This window comes from Rhodococcus sp. NPDC058505, assembly GCF_042720095.1.
Lineage (GTDB): Bacteria > Actinomycetota > Actinomycetes > Mycobacteriales > Mycobacteriaceae > Rhodococcus_G.
In genome coordinates this window covers 23,331-41,459 of the sequence record NZ_JBHXNB010000013.1, presented here as the reverse complement: position 1 = coordinate 41,459, position 18,129 = coordinate 23,331, and the positions used below count along the sequence as shown (strand labels likewise).

General features: G+C 69.8%; 19 protein-coding genes. 4 read left to right on the top strand and 15 right to left on the bottom strand.

Going from position 1 to position 18,129, the window contains the following annotated elements:
- The 11 genes from ACFWPA_RS12115 to ACFWPA_RS12065 form a co-directional block, all read right to left on the bottom strand.
- A complete protein-coding gene (locus ACFWPA_RS12115; RefSeq protein WP_378506934.1) occupies nucleotides 1-666 on the bottom strand; it encodes a dTMP kinase in 666 nt (221 codons plus the stop codon).
- An 83-nt stretch (nucleotides 667-749) separates the two neighbouring features.
- The gene (gene ahcY, locus ACFWPA_RS12110; protein ID WP_378506933.1) at nucleotides 750-2,231 is read right to left on the bottom strand and encodes an adenosylhomocysteinase; all 1,482 of its coding nucleotides are present in this window, start codon (nucleotides 2,229-2,231) and stop codon (nucleotides 750-752) included.
- 66 nt (nucleotides 2,232-2,297) lie between these two features.
- Entirely contained in the window at nucleotides 2,298-2,909 is a 612-nt protein-coding gene (locus ACFWPA_RS12105; protein ID WP_378570286.1) for a TetR family transcriptional regulator, read from the bottom strand.
- Between the two features lie 112 nt (nucleotides 2,910-3,021).
- Nucleotides 3,022-3,195 (bottom strand): rubredoxin, encoded by a 174-nt coding sequence (locus tag ACFWPA_RS12100; RefSeq protein ID WP_378506931.1) that lies wholly within the window; start codon nucleotides 3,193-3,195, stop codon nucleotides 3,022-3,024.
- Complete coding sequence (locus ACFWPA_RS12095; RefSeq protein WP_378570337.1) at nucleotides 3,192-3,359, bottom strand: rubredoxin; 168 nt, start codon at nucleotides 3,357-3,359, stop codon at nucleotides 3,192-3,194. The genes ACFWPA_RS12100 and ACFWPA_RS12095 overlap by 4 nt, the downstream gene beginning before the upstream one ends.
- A complete protein-coding gene (locus ACFWPA_RS12090; RefSeq protein ID WP_378506930.1) occupies nucleotides 3,359-4,579 on the bottom strand; it encodes an alkane 1-monooxygenase in 1,221 nt (406 codons plus the stop codon). Before ACFWPA_RS12090 ends, ACFWPA_RS12095 begins: the two co-directional genes overlap by 1 nt.
- Before the next feature lie 169 nt (nucleotides 4,580-4,748).
- Nucleotides 4,749-6,308, bottom strand: a complete 1,560-nt coding sequence (locus ACFWPA_RS12085) for an amino acid permease (RefSeq protein WP_378506929.1) — start codon at nucleotides 6,306-6,308, stop codon at nucleotides 4,749-4,751.
- Nucleotides 6,309-6,440: 132 nt separating this feature from the next.
- A complete protein-coding gene (gene manA / locus ACFWPA_RS12080; RefSeq protein ID WP_378506928.1) occupies nucleotides 6,441-7,670 on the bottom strand; it encodes a mannose-6-phosphate isomerase, class I in 1,230 nt (409 codons plus the stop codon).
- The gene (locus ACFWPA_RS12075) at nucleotides 7,671-8,798 is read right to left on the bottom strand and encodes a tobH protein (protein WP_378506927.1); all 1,128 of its coding nucleotides are present in this window, start codon (nucleotides 8,796-8,798) and stop codon (nucleotides 7,671-7,673) included.
- A gap of 148 nt (nucleotides 8,799-8,946) precedes the next feature.
- Nucleotides 8,947-10,323, bottom strand: a complete 1,377-nt coding sequence (locus ACFWPA_RS12070) for a phosphomannomutase/phosphoglucomutase (protein WP_378570284.1) — start codon at nucleotides 10,321-10,323, stop codon at nucleotides 8,947-8,949.
- Between the two features lie 171 nt (nucleotides 10,324-10,494).
- The gene (locus ACFWPA_RS12065) at nucleotides 10,495-10,863 is read right to left on the bottom strand and encodes a DUF3499 domain-containing protein (RefSeq protein ID WP_378506925.1); all 369 of its coding nucleotides are present in this window, start codon (nucleotides 10,861-10,863) and stop codon (nucleotides 10,495-10,497) included.
- A gap of 81 nt (nucleotides 10,864-10,944) precedes the next feature.
- Between ACFWPA_RS12065 and ACFWPA_RS12060 the strand changes: the two genes are divergently transcribed.
- On the top strand, nucleotides 10,945-11,430 hold the full coding sequence (locus tag ACFWPA_RS12060) for a metallopeptidase family protein (RefSeq protein ID WP_378506924.1): 486 nt from the start codon (nucleotides 10,945-10,947) through the stop codon (nucleotides 11,428-11,430).
- Nucleotides 11,431-11,564: 134 nt separating this feature from the next.
- Here the strand turns inward: ACFWPA_RS12060 and ACFWPA_RS12055 are convergent, their stop codons facing one another.
- Nucleotides 11,565-11,801 carry a WhiB family transcriptional regulator gene (locus ACFWPA_RS12055; RefSeq protein WP_378507045.1) on the bottom strand — a complete coding sequence of 79 codons (237 nt, stop codon included), beginning with the start codon at nucleotides 11,799-11,801 and terminating at the stop codon, nucleotides 11,565-11,567.
- Between the two features lie 545 nt (nucleotides 11,802-12,346).
- On the opposite strand from ACFWPA_RS12055, the gene cofD reads away from it, so the two are divergent.
- From cofD to ACFWPA_RS12040, 3 genes are read left to right on the top strand one after another with little or no spacing between them, the layout of a single operon-like run.
- Nucleotides 12,347-13,324 carry a 2-phospho-L-lactate transferase gene (cofD, locus tag ACFWPA_RS12050; RefSeq protein WP_378506923.1) on the top strand — a complete coding sequence of 326 codons (978 nt, stop codon included), beginning with the start codon at nucleotides 12,347-12,349 and terminating at the stop codon, nucleotides 13,322-13,324.
- On the top strand, nucleotides 13,321-14,703 hold the full coding sequence (locus tag ACFWPA_RS12045; protein ID WP_378506922.1) for a coenzyme F420-0:L-glutamate ligase: 1,383 nt from the start codon (nucleotides 13,321-13,323) through the stop codon (nucleotides 14,701-14,703). Before cofD ends, ACFWPA_RS12045 begins: the two co-directional genes overlap by 4 nt.
- Entirely contained in the window at nucleotides 14,700-15,251 is a 552-nt protein-coding gene (locus ACFWPA_RS12040; RefSeq protein ID WP_378506921.1) for an NUDIX hydrolase, read from the top strand. The genes ACFWPA_RS12045 and ACFWPA_RS12040 overlap by 4 nt, the downstream gene beginning before the upstream one ends.
- Before the next feature lie 5 nt (nucleotides 15,252-15,256).
- Here the strand turns inward: ACFWPA_RS12040 and ACFWPA_RS12035 are convergent, their stop codons facing one another.
- From ACFWPA_RS12035 to ACFWPA_RS12025, 3 genes are all read right to left on the bottom strand, one after another.
- Complete coding sequence (locus tag ACFWPA_RS12035) at nucleotides 15,257-15,937, bottom strand: GNAT family N-acetyltransferase (protein WP_378506920.1); 681 nt, start codon at nucleotides 15,935-15,937, stop codon at nucleotides 15,257-15,259.
- A gap of 220 nt (nucleotides 15,938-16,157) precedes the next feature.
- Nucleotides 16,158-16,943: an SGNH/GDSL hydrolase family protein gene (locus tag ACFWPA_RS12030; RefSeq protein ID WP_378506919.1), complete on the bottom strand. Its 786-nt coding sequence runs from the start codon at nucleotides 16,941-16,943 to the stop codon at nucleotides 16,158-16,160.
- Between the two features lie 66 nt (nucleotides 16,944-17,009).
- A complete protein-coding gene (locus ACFWPA_RS12025; RefSeq protein ID WP_378506918.1) occupies nucleotides 17,010-18,128 on the bottom strand; it encodes a sugar phosphate nucleotidyltransferase in 1,119 nt (372 codons plus the stop codon).
- Nucleotide 18,129: the final 1 nt, after the last annotated feature.

Genomic DNA, 18,129 nt, shown 5'->3' with positions numbered 1-18,129 from the left:
CTATCGTGTCACTCCGAGGCGCGCCCGACGTTGATTGGTGACATCGGCGGCGAGTTGTGCCGGGTCGACGTCCGGTCCGACCACCGTCCACGGCGAGATCCACTGCCGCACCGCAAGCCCGTCGTAGACCTCGCCGGTCCTGGCCTGCAGGCCTGAATCGCGCTCGTAGGCGTCGCGTTGCCGGTCCGCTTCGATGCCCGCGCGGCTGCGCGCCCGGCTGGCGGCCAACTCCACCGGAACCTTCAACAGGATCTGCAGTGCGGGCCGCGGCAGCCCGAACCGGCCGAACTCGAGGTCCTCGATCCAGGAGACGTCGGGGCCCTGCGCGCTCTGGTGCCGCCGCGCGGCGGTGTAGGCGGCGTTGGACGCGACGTAGCGGTCGAGCAGGACGATGTCGTGGGTGGCGATCATCTCGCGCAGGTCGGCTGCCGCGTCGCGGCGGTCGAGCGCCCACAGCAGCGCCATCGCGCTGATGCTTTCGGCGGTGTCCCCGTGCCCGCCGTGCAGCGCCTCGGCGCCGAGGTCCGCATGCACGGACACCCCGTACCGCGGAAAGGCCAGCGTTGCGACGCTCAGTCCGGCGCCGCGCCAGGCGTCAACCAGCGCGTTCGACAGCGTGCGCTTGCCAGCGCCGTCGAGCCCCTCGAGTGCGATGAGGATTCCCACGGTCGCCCAGCCTAGGCGCTGCCGCGCCTGTGAGTCCTTTTGGCCCCGGACGGGGCCAAAAGGACTCACAGGCGGCGGAGCCGCTAGTAGCGGTAGTGCTCGGGCTTGTACGGGCCCTCGACGTCAACGCCGATGTACTCGGCCTGATCCTTGGTCAGCTTGGTGATCGAACCGCCGAGTGCCTCGACGTGGATCCGCGCGACCTTCTCGTCGAGGTGCTTGGGCAGGCGGTACACCTCGTTGTCGTACTCGTCGGGCTTGGTCCACAGCTCGATCTGCGCGATGACCTGGTTCGCGAACGAGTTCGACATCACGAACGACGGGTGGCCGGTGGCGTTGCCCAGGTTCAGCAGGCGACCCTCGGACAGCACGATGATGCTGTGCCCGTCGGCGAAGGTGAACTCGTCGACCTGCGGCTTGATGTTGACCCGGGTGACCTCCGGCGAACGCTCCAGCGTCGCCATCTCGATCTCGTTGTCGAAGTGACCGATGTTGCCGAGGATGGCCTGGTGCTTCATCTGCTTCATGTGCTCGAAGGAGATGATGTCCTTGTTGCCGGTCGAGGTGATGACGATGTCGGCCTGGCCGATGAACTCCTCGACGGTCTTGACGTCGTAGCCGTCCATCATGGCCTGCAGCGCGTTGATCGGGTCGATCTCGGTGACCGTGACGCGGGCGCCCTGGCCGCGCAGCGCCTCGGCGCAGCCCTTGCCGACGTCGCCGTAACCGCAGACGAGGGCGGCCTTGCCGCCGATCAGCACGTCAGTGCCGCGGTTGATGCCGTCGAGCAGCGAGTGCCGGGTGCCGTACTTGTTGTCGAACTTGCTCTTGGTGACCGAGTCGTTGACGTTGATCGCCGGGAACACGAGCTCACCGGCCGCGGCGACCTGGTAGAGGCGCAGCACGCCGGTGGTGGTCTCCTCGGTGACACCCTGCACGGACTCCGCGACGGTCGTCCACTTGGACTTGTCGGCCTCGAGGGACGTGCGCAGCAGCGCGAGGAACACCTTGTACTCGTCGGAGTCGTTCGCGTCGTCGGTCGGCGGGACGACGCCGGCCTTCTCGAACTGCGCACCCTTGAGCACGAGCATGGTGGCGTCGCCGCCGTCGTCGAGGATCATGTTCGCCGGCTGGTCGGGCCAGGTGAGCATCTGCTCGGCCGCCCACCAGTACTCCTCGAGGGTCTCGCCCTTCCACGCGAAGACCGGGGTGCCCTTGGGCTCCTCGGGGGTGCCGTGCGGGCCGACGACGATCGCGGCGGCGGCGTGGTCCTGAGTGGAGAAGATGTTGCACGACGCCCAGCGCACCTCCGCACCGAGCGCGGTGAGGGTCTCGATCAGCACCGCGGTCTGGATGGTCATGTGCAGGGAGCCGGAGATCCGCGCGCCCTTGAGCGGCTGCACTTCGGCGTACTCGCGGCGCAGCGCCATGAGGCCGGGCATCTCGTGCTCGGCGAGGCGGATCTCCTTGCGGCCGAACTCGGCGAGCGAAAGGTCCGCCACCTTGAAGTCGATCCCGTTGCGGGTCTCCGCGACACACTTGTTCTCAGACACTGAGGTCGTCATCTGCCTCTCCTGGTTGGCAATAGCTGCGGTAGAGGCTACCGGGAGGCGAGCCCGACGAAACACCGGCTAATCGCCGGTCCCGGTGATCTCCTCCCCGAACGGACCGATCAGCGCGGCCAGGTCCTCGGCGACATCGGCGTGCGCGGCGGGCGGCATCGAGATGTAGCTCAGCGCGAGCCGGACGATCCCCCGGCCGAGAATCCCGGCCTCCACCGGTCCGGCCTGTATCCAACTGCGCCGAAACGTCTCCGACAGCTGTGCGGCACCGCGCTCCAGGATCGGGGCGCTGTCCGTGGTGATCAGGCGCAGCAGGTCGGGCTTGGCTATTCCGGCGAGCAACGACTTCACTAGCGGGTCCGCGGCGCTGAGGGTGAAGAAGCCGGTGAATCCGTCGACGAGGGCGGTCCGGACCGAGCCAGGATGCCGGTACATCGCGGCGTCCACGACCTCGACGAACCGGTCGACCAGGCGCAGCGCGTAGGCCTGCGCCAGCCCGGGACGGGACTGAAACTCGTTGTACACGGTCTGCCTGCTCACGCCAGCCTCGGCCGCGACCTGCGACATGGTGACCTCGGACCAATCCTTCTCGGTCAGCAGGTCCCGCATCGCGTCGAGCACCGAATCTCGCAGCAGCGCGCGGGCGGCCTGCGGATACGGGATTCGGGTCGAGGGCGGCATGTCCGCGAGGGTGGCACCTGCCGGCCGGGCCGTCAACGACGACTCGCCCCACCGTGATCGGGACCACGCTCCGGCGGTGATGTCGAGTCCGGGTCGACGTTCACCGCTGCGTTCACGGTCGCGCGACCTCGACCATGTCGAAGTCCGCCTTGGCCGCGCCGCAGTCGGGGCAGCTCCAGTCGTCGGGGATGGCGTCCCAGCGGGTACCGGGAGCGATCCCGTCGTCGGGCCATCCGAGTTCCTCGTCGTACTCGAATCCACACTGGGCACAGCGGTAGAGCCTCATGACGCAATCTCCTCGAAGTCGACCTTCTCGCGGACCCCACAATCCGGGCAGCACCAATCGTCCGGCACCGCCCCCCACTCCGTGCCGGCCGGGAAGCCTTCGCGCGGAGCTCCTCTCGTCTCGTCATAGACGTACGCGCACACCGGGCATCGATACGCGGCCATCATGCAACCCCGTGCTTCGCGTAGATGCGCTCACGCTTGCCCGGCGCGATGTTGACTCGGGTGATGTCACCCTCGTAGTGGGCGAGGACGCGGTGGTCCATGACCCGACGCCAGACCGGCGGAAAGTACGCGAGCGAGATCATGCTGGCGTAGCCGCTGGGCAGGTTCGGCGCCCCGTCCATGCTGCGCAGGGTCTGATAGCGCCGCGTCGGGTTGGCGTGGTGGTCGCTGTGCCGCTGCAGGTGGTACAGGAAGATGTTGGTGCAGATGTGGTCGGAGTTCCAGCTGTGCTCCGGTGTGCAGCGCTCGTAGCGACCGCTCGCAGTCTTCTGGCGGAGCAGCCCGTAGTGCTCGAGGTAGTTGACGGTCTCGAGCAGCGAGAACCCGTACACCGCCTGAATCACCAGGAATGGCAGCACCCCCCAGCCGAAGGCGGCGACCAGCGCGGCCCAGAGCGCAACCGACATCAGCCAGGCGTTGAGCACGTCGTTGCGAATGGTCCACGGACCCTTGTCGAGTCGCCGCAGGCGCGCCTCCTCCAACGCCAAGGAGGATCGCAGACTGCCCAACACGCTGCGCGGAAGGAAGGCCCAGAAGCTCTCGCCGAACCGCGCGCTTGCCGGGTCCTCCGGGGTGGACACCCGGACGTGGTGGCCGCGGTTGTGCTCGATGTAGAAGTGCCCGTAGCAGGTCTGGGCGAGGGTGATCTTCGACAGCCACCGCTCCATGTCATCCTTCTTGTGCCCCAGTTCGTGCGCGGTGTTGATGCCGATGCCACCCATCACGCCGACGCTCAACGCCAACCCGATCTTCGAGACCAGGCTCAGGCCACCGTCGACGCCGAGCCACGCGAGGTTGTCGGCGGTCCAGAGGTAGCAGGCGAACCCGAGGCTCGCGAGCTGGAACGGGATGTAGGCGTACGTGCAGTACCGGTAGTAGCGGTCGTTCTCGAGCTGCTCCATCACCTCCTCCGGCGGGTTCTGCCCATCCGGTCCGAAGAAGATGTCCAGGATCGGGAGCAGCGCGTAGACGAGGATCGGGCCGATCCACCACAACACCGGCGAGACCGCGGTCGCGCCGAGCTCGTTGAGCCCCCAGACCAGTCCTGCCGCCAGGAAGATCGCCGTCGGCGGGATCAGCCCGAGCAACCACAGGCGCCTCTTGCCGTCCCGCCACTGCACGGTGGTCCGCCCGTCCGCGGTTGCGCTGTACGTCCTCACCCTTGCCTCCCACCCACCGACCAGATGTGATCCACACCACTTACGATTGGACAGTACGCCTAGAGTTGTCACATGTATATACATTTCGGCCTATATGTAAACCTTGCTGTGGGCGCCGGACGACAACGGCCCCCCGGCAGTGAGCCGGGGGGCCGTTGGTGTCGCGGCGCTACTTGCCGCGGTGTCGCGGTTCGTCGGGACCACCGAGCCGGTCAAGTGCCCGCGACTCCAGGCCCGGTTCGGGGCGCTGCCGCTTGCCGAGCAGGGAATGCCGGTGCCCGTACGCGAAGTACACGACGACGCCGATCGCCATCCAGACCACGAACCGGATCCACGTCTCCACCGACAGGTTCAGCATCAGCCACAGGCACGCGAGGACCGCCACGATCGGGATCAGCGGCACCAGCGGCACCCGGAATCCGCGCGGCAGGTCGGGTCGCGTCCGGCGCAGGATGATCACGCCGATGCAGACCAGCACGAAGGCGAACAGCGTGCCGATGTTCACCATCTCCTCAAGGGTGCCCATCGGGAAGAAGGCGGCAAGCACACCGGACACGATGCCGACGATCACCGTGATCCGGACCGGCGTGCCGCGCTTGCCGGTGTGCGACAGGGTCCGCGGCAGCAGCCCGTCCCGCGACATCGCGAACGCGACCCGGGTCTGACCGAGCAGCATCACCATCACCACGGTGGTGAGACCGGCGAGGGCCCCGAGGTTGATCACCCACTGGGCCCAGGTGATGCCGTGGGCCTCGAACGCCGTCGCCAGCGTCGATCCCTCACCTGCCAGCGCGGTGTACGGGACCATCCCGGTCAGGACGAGGGTCACTGCCACGTACAGCACGGTGACGATCGCCAGCGACCCGAGGATGCCGCGCGGCAACGCCTTCTGCGGGTTCTTCGTCTCCTCGGCGGTCGTCGCGACCACGTCGAATCCGATGAACGCGAAGAACACCAGCGACGCGGCGGCGAGCAGCCCGTACCACCCGAAGGTGCTGCCGCCCGCCCCGGTCAGGAAGGAGAACAGGGACTGGTGGATGCCCTCACCGGTGTCACCGGGCTGCGACGGCGGAATGTACGGCGAGTAGTTCGATCCGGTGATGAAGAAGGCGCCGACGATGATGACCAGCAGCACGACGCCGACCTTGATCGCGGTGATCGCGGCCGATACCCGGGACGACAGCTTCGTTCCGGTCGCCAGCAACACGGTCAGCCCGGCGATCAGCAGGACCGCGCCCCAGTCGAACTTCAGCCCGCCGAGTTGCACGACGGTCGACTCGACGCCAATCACATCCGCGAGGTAGAGCGACCACCCCTTCGCGACCACCGACGCGGCGAGCGCGAACTCAAGGATCAGGTCCCAGCCGATGATCCACGCGACGAACTCGCCGAACGTCGCATACGAGAACGTGTAGGCGCTACCCGCGACCGGCACCGTCGACGCGAACTCCGCGTAGCAGAGGGCGGCGAGGCCACAGGTGATCGCGGCGATCACGAACGCCAGTGACACCGACGGCCCAGCCACGTTGCCCGCGGTCCGTGCGGTGAGGGTGAAGATGCCCGCACCGACGACGACGGCGACACCGAAGACCGTCAGGTCCCAGGCGGTGAGGTCCTTCCGGAGTTTGCTGTCCGGTTCGTCCGTGTCGGCGATCGACTGCTCGACCGACTTCGTCCGGAAGATCCCGGATCGGCCGGCGTTCGCGCCCGGCCCCTCGTGCATCGTCATCGCTGCCTCCTCGACAGGGGTACCGGGTCGAGCCTATTGCGCCGACGGGCCGGTGCCGCGAATTTCCACGCCGCGTACCGCGTCGATTCGGCATCGCCGCGGCTGCCGGGTCGGCCCGCCGTCGCGGCAGGCTCAGCCGACGGTGGCACTGAACACCTGCGCCGACTCCCCCGCCGCGGCCGACCGCACCGTCACCGCCGGGTCCGATGCCGCGATCCAGGCCGACTCGCCGCGGGCCAGGTCGAGTCGCTCGCCGCCACAGTGCAGCGTGACGGATCCGGACGTGCACAGCAAGATCCGGGGGCCACCCTGCCGCAGTTCGACTCCCGGCGCGTCCGCGGTCAATTCGATTCGAGCAAGGGCGAACTCGGGCGCGGGAGTGTCGTACACCAGGACCGGGTCTGTCGGTGTCGCCGCGGACGCGGTGCGGATCGGGCCGGTCAGCGGCTCGAAGTCCAGCACCCGGAGCAGTTCCGGCACGTCGACGTGCTTCGGGGTGAGCCCTCCGCGCAGGACATTGTCGGAGTTGGCCATCACCTCGACCCCGAGCCCGTGCAGGTAGGCATGCAGGTTGCCCGCCGCCAGGTACAAGCCCTCGCCGGGCTCGAGGGTGATCCGGTTGAGCAGCATCGACGCAAGCACACCGGCGTCGCCGGGATAGGACTCGCCGAGGCCGAGCACCGTCTGCACCTCCCTGGTCCACCGCCGGTCCCCGCCCGGGTCGGACAGGTAGCGCACACAGCCCTCCAGGATCTGCGGCAGCAGGGACGCCAGCGCGGGTGCGGGCAGGGTGATCCAGGTGGTGAACAGCGCCCGCAGGCCCGACGAATCCGGTTGCCCCGCAAGCATGGCCACGTAGTTGTCGAGGGCGGGCACCCGCAACGCCCGGAGCAGGTCGACGGTGCGGTGTGGATCGCGGAACCCGGCAAGCGCCTCGAACCGGGTCAGGGCAACCACCAGCTCGGGCTTGTGGCTGTCGTCGCGGTAGTTCCGGATCGGCGCATCCAGGGGTATCCCCGCCGCCTCCTCGCGTCCGAACCCCTCCTTCGCCTGCTCGGCGCTCGGATGGGCCTGCAGGGACAGCGCTTCCTCCGCCGCGAGCAGCTTCAGCAGGAACGGCAGCCGGTCCCCGAACCCGGCCCTGGCGCGGGGGCCGAGTTGCCCGACGGGGTCGTCGGCGATCGTGTCCAGCAGCGACACCGTCGCGTCACCGACGGCAAGGCGGGATGGATTCGCGGGGTGGGCACCGAGCCACAGCTCGGCCTCGGGATGGTTGGACGGGACCTGACGGCCGCACAGTTCGGCGATCGCGGTCCGCGACCCCCAGGCGTAGGTGCGGAGCGCGCCCTGCAGCGGATGCACTTATCGCCCACCGATCAGCCGCAGGTACACCGCCGCCATCTCGAACCGGACGGCGAGCACCGCCAGCTGCTCCGCTTCGGTACGGTCCCCCTGATCGGGGCCCCCCGGGGTCCGCCCCGTCATCTCACGACCACCTGTTCCGAGTTCGTCGACGCCGTCCGCTGTCGACAGCAGCTCCGCGTCGGGCAGCGCCACGATGCGCCGCATGGTCACGTTCCGCGACTGCGCTGTCGCGAGGACGAACACCCGTGCCGGGGTGACCGGCAGCGGTCCGTCCAACTCTTCGTCGTGGAAGAGCGGATCGTATCCGGGCGGGGCGGCATGCGCCCCGGACAGCACGACGGCCGACGCCAGCGCGTCGGCGAGATCCGCGGCAGCCGCGGTCACCCCGGCCGTGCGCAACAGCATGTCCGCGGTGTGGCCGGCGAACGCGGCGGTAGCCGGGCCGTCACCGGCGACCAGCACCCGGTGGCCCTGCATGCGAACGGCGAGCGACTTCGCCGGGTTGTGGAATACCTCCGCCGAGGGATGATTGCGGGCGGCCTCGGCGTCGAGCCGGTCGGCGAGGCCAACCAGGTCCGGAATCCGAGCGCCGCGGCCCGCGTCGAGCGTCCCGAGCACCGCGAGCCCGGCGGCGAGGTACCGGAGGAACCCCTGCCGGTCCGGCACCGGGACCCGCGGCGCCAGCAGGGATCCCCGTGTCGCGGCCGCGCCGAGCGGACCCTCGTCGCGGGCCACCACGACCAGCTCGGCGCCGCGGCGCAGCGCGGAGTCCGCGGCGTCGACCAACCCCGGATCACCGGCATCGTCGCCGGCGACGACCACCACGTCCAGCGGACCGACCCACGGCGGCACCGCGGACGTCGACAGCACGGGCAGCCCGTATCGCGGGCCGATGGCGGCACCGAGGACCGACGCCGCCCGCGCCGCCCGTCCCCCCGACGTCACGATCACCACGCTGCGCGGACGCAGCTCACGGAGGCGGTCGACCATGCCCTCGGCGACGGCCTCGGCAACGGACCTGACCTGGGCTCCCCCCAGCGCCGCGGCGCGCATCGCGCCCTCGGTGTCGGCGGCAGCGACGCTCGCGGCGTCATCGAGATCGAGAAGAGGTGACGGAGCCGTCATGGCAACCTTCCTTTCTCGCAACCGCACGTCGGACGCGGCCCGTTGGATCGGACATGCGCCGACGTACACACCCCGGTTCGACCATTCTCGCACCGCCGGGGCCGCCGGGACGTCCCCGTGACCGCGCAGTCTCTGGACACGACGCCGCTCAGGCGCGCACCACCGCGAGCACCTCCGCGACGAGCGCGTCGACCTCGGCGCGGGTGCGGGCCTCGACATTGAGGCGGAGCAGCGGCTCGGTGTTCGAGGCACGCAGGTTGAACCAGGCACCGTCACCCAGGTCGACGGTCACCCCGTCGAGTCGGTCGACGGACACGGTGCGCGCGGCAAAGGCCTCGAGGACCGCTGCGGTGCGCTCGGCTGCATCGGCGACGGTGGAGTTGATCTCCCCGGACGCCTCGTACCGGTGGTAGACCGACATCAGCTCGGACAGCGGGCGGTCCTGCTCCCCCAGCGCCGCGAGCACGTGCAGGGCGGCGAGCAGTCCGGAGTCGGCGCCCCAGAACTCGCGGAAGTAGTAGTGCGCGGAATGCTCGCCGCCGAACACCGCACCGGTCTCCGCCATCTGCTGCTTGATGAAGGAGTGCCCGACCCGGGTACGCACCGGGACGCCACCGAGCTCGGCGACCAACTCCGGGACCACCCGCGAGGTGATCAGGTTGTGGATGACGGTCGCGCCCGGTTCCTTCGCCAGCTCCCGCTGCGCGACGAGGGCGGTCACCGCCGACGGGGACACCGGCTGCCCCTTCTCGTCGACGACGAAACAGCGGTCCGCGTCGCCGTCGAAGGCCAGGCCGATGTCGGCGCCGGTCGCGAGCACGTGCGCCTGCAGGTCGACGAGGTTCTTCGGGTCGAGCGGGTTCGCCTCGTGGTTCGGGAAGGTGCCGTCGAGTTCGAAGTACAGCGGCTCGATCGTCAGCGGCAGCGACCCGAGCACGGCGGGCACCGTGTGGCCGCCCATGCCGTTCCCGGCGTCCGCGGCGACCGTGAGGTGCCGGATCCGGGACAGGTCGACGAGACCGTTCAGGAAGGCCGCGTAGTCGCCGAGGACATCCTGCTCGGTGACGGCGCCCGCGGCACCGTCGTGCGCGGGCACCCCGGAGATCACCTCGGCGGCGATGGCCGCGAGCCCGGTGTCCTGACCGACGGGCTTGGCGCCTGCGCGGCACAGCTTGATCCCGTTGTACTGGGCCGGGTTGTGGCTGGCGGTGAACATCGCGCCGGGGCAGTCGAGCAGTCCGGACGCGAAATACAACTCGTCGGTGGACGCCAGGCCGATCAGCACCACGTCGAGTCCCTGCGCGGTCACGCCGTCCGCGAACACCGCGGCCAGCGTCGGTGACGAGGCACGCATGTCGTGCCCGACCACGATCCGGGTCGCCTGCTGGGTCGGGTCCTCCCGCATCAGCCGGGCGAACGCGCCTGCCACGTCCCGCACGAAGTCGCTGTCGAGTTGCTCCCCGACGACACCGCGGACGTCGTATGCCTTGATGAGGGCATGGACGGATTCGGCGGTTCGTGCCACTGCAAGTTCTCCTCGTTCAGCCACCGCGTGTCGCACGGTGTTCGGTCATCCGGTACGTGGTCGCGCGGATCGGTGCCGACGCCGTACCCCGCTCACCCTAGTGCCCCCGTTGCCGCTTCCGCCCCACCGTCATTGACGAGAGGTGACGGGAATCCGGTCGGCGTGCGGCGATCAGTTGCCCGGATCGGGCAATACCCGCAGGTGACCACGGCGGCCGGTCCGGGCCACCGTTGCGGCAGGGGCCGACCGATCCGCACTTGGCGTCTCGCCGCGTCCGGCCTCGCGCACCGCCTCGGCGAGCGCCGTCAGGTCATCCTCGTCGGGTGTGGAACTGGAGAATCCGCCCTCGTGGCGAACGAGCTCCCAACCCTTCGGCGCGGTGATCCGGGATGCGTGCGCCTCGCACAGGTCCCAGGAATGCGGTTCGTCGACCGTGGCGAGCGGGCCGACCACCGCGGTCGAATCGGAATAGACGTACGTCAGGGTCGCAACGGCGGGGTTCTTGCACCCGGGCCGGCAGCATCGACGCAGTCCTCTCACGAATGAGAGGGTAGCGCCCCGCCGCCACGGCGCCTACTCGGACACACCGGTGACGGCTCGACGCCGGTAACATTGACGGTCATGCACAGAGCCCGACCACTAACGTCCCGTTCCGCGGCTCGACGGGGTCGCGGCATCCGCGGCCCGGTTCTGCCGCCGAGCGTGCCCGCGTGGCAGAGTCGGGCGGAACACTTCGACACGCTGGTCCTCGAGGCGTTCGCGCCCATCGACGCACGGTGGCGGGACCGCATCACCAAACTCGACATCGCCGTCGACGAGGTGCCGAAAATCCGTGCGCTGGACCCGGATTCGGTGACCTGGCCGCCCGAGGTCGTCGCCGAGGGCCCCGTGCCGCTGTCCCGACTGGTGCCTGCGGGCGTCGACCGGCACGGCAACGCCACCCGGGCACGGCTGGTGCTGTTCCGTCGACCGTTGGAGCTGCGGGCGAAGCGGCCCGACGACCTGGTCGATCTACTGAACGAGGTGCTGGTGCGGCAGGTCGCGACGTACCTCGGCGTGGAACCCGAGGTGATCGATCCCGACCTGGCCGACGACCAGGACGATTGACGCTCCGCGGCGAACGCCGACCTCACCGCGGTCGGCGGTCACACGGGCGGGGACCTCTCGGACGGAATGACGATTGACGATGCGATGATCCGCCGAAAAGCATACGCGCCGAACCTCTTCGAGATTTCGGCGCGTTAGACGACGATGCCTCGCTTGAGGCGGCGGCGCTCCCTCTCCGAGAGTCCGCCCCAGATTCCGAAGCGTTCGTCGTTCGAGAGTGCGTACTCGAGGCACTCGTCGCGAACCTCGCAACCGAGGCAGATGCGCTTCGCCTCCCGGGTCGATCCACCCTTCTCCGGGAAGAACGCCTCGGGATCGGTTTGCGCGCACAGCGCGCGGTCCTGCCACTGATCCTCCATGTCGTCGAACATCTCGTCGACGCCGCCGGTGATCAGGCTCAATATCGGGCGGTCGGCAAGCCGCTCACCCTCGTTTTCGCGGACGTCCCCCATTACGTCTGCCATGGAATCGGTCTGCGGTTCGTCGCCAAGCGCGCTCAATCGAGTAATCGATCCTCCGTGCTGGTTGGCCATCCGTTCCGCCTCCTCACCTGTGATAGCCCAGAATTTTCTGGGCTGTTGAATTGTCCTCCCCGACAATGTCGTTCCGCCCCGCGCGCATACGCCCCGAGCTGCGAGAACGCATGTTCGAAATCGGATTAACCACAATCGTTCTCAAGTGGTTACCGCGAAATGACATACACGTGATTAGACACGGACCCTCCGGTCCGGTCAAGCCGAGGAAAGGTTTGCTAGCACCTCTGTTCCCAATTCGTGACACAACGCGCATTCCTGCCTGTCAAGAGCGTGTCGAACGATCTCCCGTCGCGCCATCGACCGGCATGCGCCGGACCCGCGCGGACCGGCGCGGGGTGTGCCCGCCTGCCCGCCGATTCGGACGCCTAGGCTTCTCTCTCGTGAAGGTCACAGTTTTGGTCGGCGGCGTCGGCGGCGCCCGCTTCCTCATGGGGGTGCGCGGCCTGCTCGCGCAGTCGGACACGGGCAGCGACGCCCACGAGATCACCGCGGTGGTCAACGTCGGCGACGACGTGTGGATGCACGGGCTTCGGATCTGCCCCGATCTCGACACCTGCATGTACACCCTCGGCGGCGGCATCGATCCCGAACGCGGATGGGGCCACGCCGGGGAGACCTGGAACGTGAAGGAGGAACTCGCCGCATACGGCGCGAAGCCGGACTGGTTCGGGCTCGGAGACCGGGACACCGCGACCCATCTGATTCGTTCCCAGATGCTGCGCACCGGATATCCGCTGTCCGCGGTCACCGAGGCACTGTGCAACCGCTGGCAGCCCGGGGTCCGTCTGCTTCCGGTAACCGACGACCGCAGCGAAACCCACGTCGTGATCACCGATCCCGCCGACAACGAGCAGCGCGCCATCCACTTCCAGGAATGGTGGGTCCGGCATCGCGCCCAGGTCCCGACCCACGGCTTCGCGCATGTCGGCGCGGAGACCGCGACGCCGGCCCCCGGCGTGCTGGAGGCCATCGAGGACGCCGACGTGGTCCTGCTTGCGCCATCCAATCCGGTGGTCAGCATCGGCGCGATCCTCGCGGTGCCCGGCATGCGGGGTGCCCTGCGGACCGGACGCGCGAAGGTGATTGGGCTGTCCCCGGTTGTCGACGGAAAGCCGTTGCGCGGCATGGCCGACGAATGCCTCGAGGTGATCGGGGTCGAGACGTCGGCGGAGGCCGTCGGCAGGCACTACGGTGCGCGCTCAGCGACCGGGATCCTGGACGGCTGGCTGATCCACGACACCGATACCGCCGACGTACCCGGGGTGGAGGTCCGCGCCGTGCCGCTGCTGATGACCGACCCGGACGCCACCGCCGCGATGGCCCGCGCCGCGCTGCACCTGGCCGGGATCGACCTGTGAGCGCAGGCTTCTCCACCGGTCCCGGCGCCGGGACCGGTGTGGACGATCACGGCGCGGTCGGCGGGATCGAGATCCTGCCGATCCCCGGCCTGCCGGAGTTCCGGCCCGGGGACGATCTCGCAGCCGCCATCGCGGCGGCGGCGCCGTGGCTGACGGACGGCGACGTTCTCGTCGTCACCAGCAAGATCGTCTCGAAGGTGGAGGGTCGCATCGTCGCCTCCCCCACCGATCCCGAGGAACGGGATGCCCTGCGCCGACGGCTGGTCGACCAGGAGGCGGTGCGGGTGCTCGCCAGGAAGGGCCGCACCCTGATCACCGAGAACAAGCTGGGCATCGTGCAGGCGGCGTCGGGGATCGACGGCTCGAACGTGCACCCGACCGAACTGGCGCTGCTGCCGGAGGATCCGGATGCGAGCGCCCGCGCACTGCGGGAGCGGATCGCGGACCTGCTGGGGGTGCAGGTCGCGGTCGTGATCACCGACACGATGGGCCGCGCCTGGCGGAACGGGCAGACCGATGCCGCGATCGGGTCGGCCGGGGTCCCGGTCCTGCACGGCTACGCGGGATCCGTCGACGCCCAGGGCAACGAGTTGATGGTCACCTCGGTGGCCGTCGCCGACGAGCTCGCCGCGGCGGGCGATCTGGTGAAGGGTAAGACCGGCAGCATGCCGGTCGCCATCGTGCGCGGCATTGCCCTGCCCGACGACGGGTCGCGGGCAGTGGATCTGATCCGGCGCGGCGAGGAGGACCTGTTCTGGCTCGGCGCCGACGAGGCGATCGACCGGGGCCGCGGGGAGGCGCTGCTGCTGCGGCGGTCGATCCGCGCCTTCGGACCGGAACCCGTTGCCCCCCACTTGATCCGGGACTCGATTTCCGAGGCCCTGACGGCGCCTGCGCCGCACCACACCCGTCCGGTGCGGTTCGTCTGGATCCGCACCCCGGAGGTACGCACGCGCCTGCTGACGGCGATGCGCGAGAAGTGGCGGGCAGACCTCACCGCCGACGGGTGGAGCGAGCAGTCGATTGCCCGGCGACTCGACCGCGGCACCATCCTGTTCGACGCCCCGGAACTGGTGATCCCGTTCTGCGTTCCGGACGGCGCGCACAGCTACCCGGACCCGGCGCGCACCGCGGCCGAGCAGACGATGTTCACGGTCGCCGCCGGTGCCGCGGTGCAGGGACTGCTGGTCGCGTTGGCCACCCGGGGGGTCGGGAGTTGCTGGATCGGGTCCACGATCTTCGCGCCCGGCGTGGTGCGAGCCGAACTCGGGTTGGCGCCGGACTGGGCCCCGCTCGGCTCGGTTGCTATCGGGCACCCTGCCGAACCGCTGTCCCCGCGCGAGCCGGTCGTCCCCGGCGACCTGCTGGTCGAACTGTGAGCGCGGCGTCGCTACACCGCTCCGCGCGGGACGCCCTGACCGGATGGCAGACCCCGAGCGCGGCCGACGAGTCGCTGCGGCACACGATGCTCGCGTTCCTCGACGCAGCGCCGCTGGGCTGCCTGCGCGAGCACGAACCGGGGCACATCACCGCGTCGTCGCTGGTGCTGACCGAGGACGGCGCGCGGGTGCTACTAACCCTGCATCCCAAGGTGGGCAGGTGGATTCAGCTCGGTGGCCACTGCGAGCCGGGGGACGAGACGGTGGTCGACGCGGCACTGCGCGAGGCGACCGAGGAGTCCGGGATCGACGGCCTGCGCATCGACCCGGCGCTGCTGTCCGCGCACACCCACCCGATCACCTGCTCGCTCGGGAAGCCGACCCGTCATCTGGACCTGCGATTCCTGGTGTGGGCACCGGTGGACGCGCGGCCGGTGCGCAGTGACGAGTCGGACGACCTGCGCTGGTGGCCGGTCGACGCCCTCCCTCCCGACGCCGAGCGGGAGACCGTCGACCACCTCGTCGCGCTGGCCCGCCTGCGCGGCTGAGCGGTTCAGGCGCCGAGCCGCGACTCGAGTCCGCTGCGGACGTCCGGCCAGTCGTCGACGGTGACGGCGAACATGACCGAGTCCCGGATCGTGCCGTCCTCCCGACGGAAGTGGCGGCGCAGCGTGCCCTCATAGGTGGCGCCCAGGCGCGCGATCGCCTGCTGCGAGCGGTGATTGCGGGTGTCGGTCTTGAGCTGGGCCCGTCCCGCCCCCAACGTGTCGAAGGCGTACCCGAGCAGCAGCAGCTTCGTCTCGGGGTTGACCGCGCCCGCCCAGACCGCGGGTGTGTACAGGGTGAACCCGATCTCGACTCGGGCGTCGTGTGCACTCACATCGAGGTAGGAGGTGACGCCGACCGCCGCGCCGGCGGGAAGGTCACCGAGCGGCCCGCGGGCACGGACCGTCCACGGCTGCCAGTCCGGCAGCGCGCAGCGAGCGGCCAGGATCTCCGCGAAGTGCGCGGGATCGCGCGGTCGGCCGGGGACGTGCGCCCACACGGCGTCGTGGTCGAGCGCGCGGAACAGTTCGGCCGCGTCCGCCGTCGGATCCGTCGGCGTCAGTTCGACGACGCGCCCGGTCAGCGTCGTTCCGGCGGGGATCGGCCAGGTCATCTGCGGCCACGGCGTGTCGCCCGGACGCGGATCCCGGATCGGGTCGAAGCGGTCCTGCTGTGGGTTCTGCTGCACTCGTCGACCCTAGACCGGCCCGCGACGGCCGGCCGCACCCCGCCAACAACACCCCTGTACACACACCCGATCCCGCACCAACACCCCCACTACACGCCGAACACCCCCGCGCACACCACACCACCCCTGTGCACACGGGCATTCACCGCACACGTGCACGGCGATGCGGGCATCTGTGTGCACACGGGCGTTCACCGCCCGCGCGCGCGGCGGCGGGGCGTCAGTCGGTGACGGCGATCGGCGCGAGGACGGGCCTGCGGGCGGTGACGTGGTCGCCCGACGACCTCCCGGTCAGCCTGCGCCCGATCCACGGCATCAGGAACTCGCGCCGCCAGGTCGAGTCGATCTTCTTCTGTTCCGCCCTGGACCGGACCGGCGCCGGGCCGAGGTCGGGCGGCGTCAGCTCGTGCGGCACCCCGAGCGCATCGAGCACCTCGACGGCCATCCGCTGATGCCCGGCGGTGGACATGTGCAGCCGGTCCCAGTCCCACATCCGGTCGTCGTCATAGCCGTCGAACCGCCAGAAGTCGATCAGCGTCGCGCCGTGCCGGTCGGCGACCCCACGGACCAGTTCGTTGTAGATCGCGGTGCGCCCGCGGAACATCCGGAACACCGCGTCCCAGCCCGCGTCGTAGGCGGTCCAGATCGCCACGGTCGCGCCCGCCGCGGTGAGCTTGCCGACGGCGTCGTCGTAGCGGGCGACGAGCGCGTCGATGTCGACGGACGGGCGCATCATGTCGTTGCCGCCCGCGTACACCGTCACCAGGTCCGGTGACATCGCGAGGGCGGCGTCCAGCTGATCGTCGAGCACCTGGCCGAGCAGCTTGCCCCGGATCGCCAAGTTCGCGTACCCGAAGTCGTCGGTGCGGGCGGCGAGCTGCTCGGCGACCCGGTCCGCCCAGCCCCGCAGCGCGTTGGGGCGTGCGGGAGCCGGGTCACCGAGCCCCTCGGTGAAGGAGTCACCGAGGGCGACGTATCGATGGAAGACGGGTGCGGACGCAGTCACGCGATGCCATCCTGCCAGCGTGTGGGCGGTCACACGCGACCGGGTTGCATCCCGCAACACTCGTCGTCAGACGTCGGTGGAGAACCGCACCCCGCCGTCGGGCAGGGTCACCCCCGGCCACACCCGCGCCCCGCGCAGCAGCTCGCAGCGGGCGCCGACGTCGGCGCCGTCACCGATCACCGCGTCCCGCACCAGCGCCCGCGGCCCGATCCGGGCACCGAATCCGATGATGGACCGCTCGACGGTCGCACCGGCCTCGACGACCGCACCCTCGAACAGCACCGCACCGTCCAACCGGGCCCCGGCACCGACCTCGGCGCCGCGACCGACCACGGTGCCGCCGATCAGCACCGCGCCGGGCGCGACACCGGCACCGGGGTGCACGAGCGATTCGCCGCGCTGTCCGTCCAGCGCGGGCGAGGGGGCGATGCCCCGCACCAGATCGGCGGACCCGCGGACGAAGTCCTCGGGGGTGCCCATGTCCCGCCAGTACGAGTTGTCGACGAATCCGAACACCCGGCGACCGTCGGCGAGCAGGTTCGGGAACACCTCACGCTCGACCGAGACCGGCCGGCCCGACGGGATCTTCTCGATGATCTCGCGCTTGAAGACGTAGCAGCCGGCGTTGATCTGGTCGGTCGGCGGGTCCTGCGTCTTCTCCAGGAAGTGCGTCACGCGGTCGTCGGCGTCGGTGGTGACGCAGCCGAACGCGCGCGGATCGGACACCCGCACCAGGTGCAGGGTGACATCGGCCTCGTTGGTGCGGTGCGCATCGAGCACGTCCCGCAGGTCCATCCCGCCCAGCACGTCGCCGTTGAAGACGACGACGTTGTCGGCACGCAGCCTCGGCAGCACGTTGCGGATGCCGCCGCCGGTGCCGAGCGGCTCGGTCTCGGTGACGTATTCGATCTCGAGTCCAAGATCGGACCCGTCCCCGAAGTGCTCCTCGAAGACCTCCGCCTTGAACGAGGTGCCGAGCACCACGTGGGTGATGCCCGCCGCCTTGATCCTGGCCAGCAGGTGGGTCAGGAACGGCAGCCCCGCCGTCGGCAGCATCGGCTTCGGCGCCGACAGGGTCAGCGGCCGCAGCCGGGTCCCCTTCCCCCCGACCAGCACCACCGCGTCCACGGACCCGGCGTCCGGCGTCACAGCGGCATCACCCGTCACCGCACCGTCGTTCGTCATC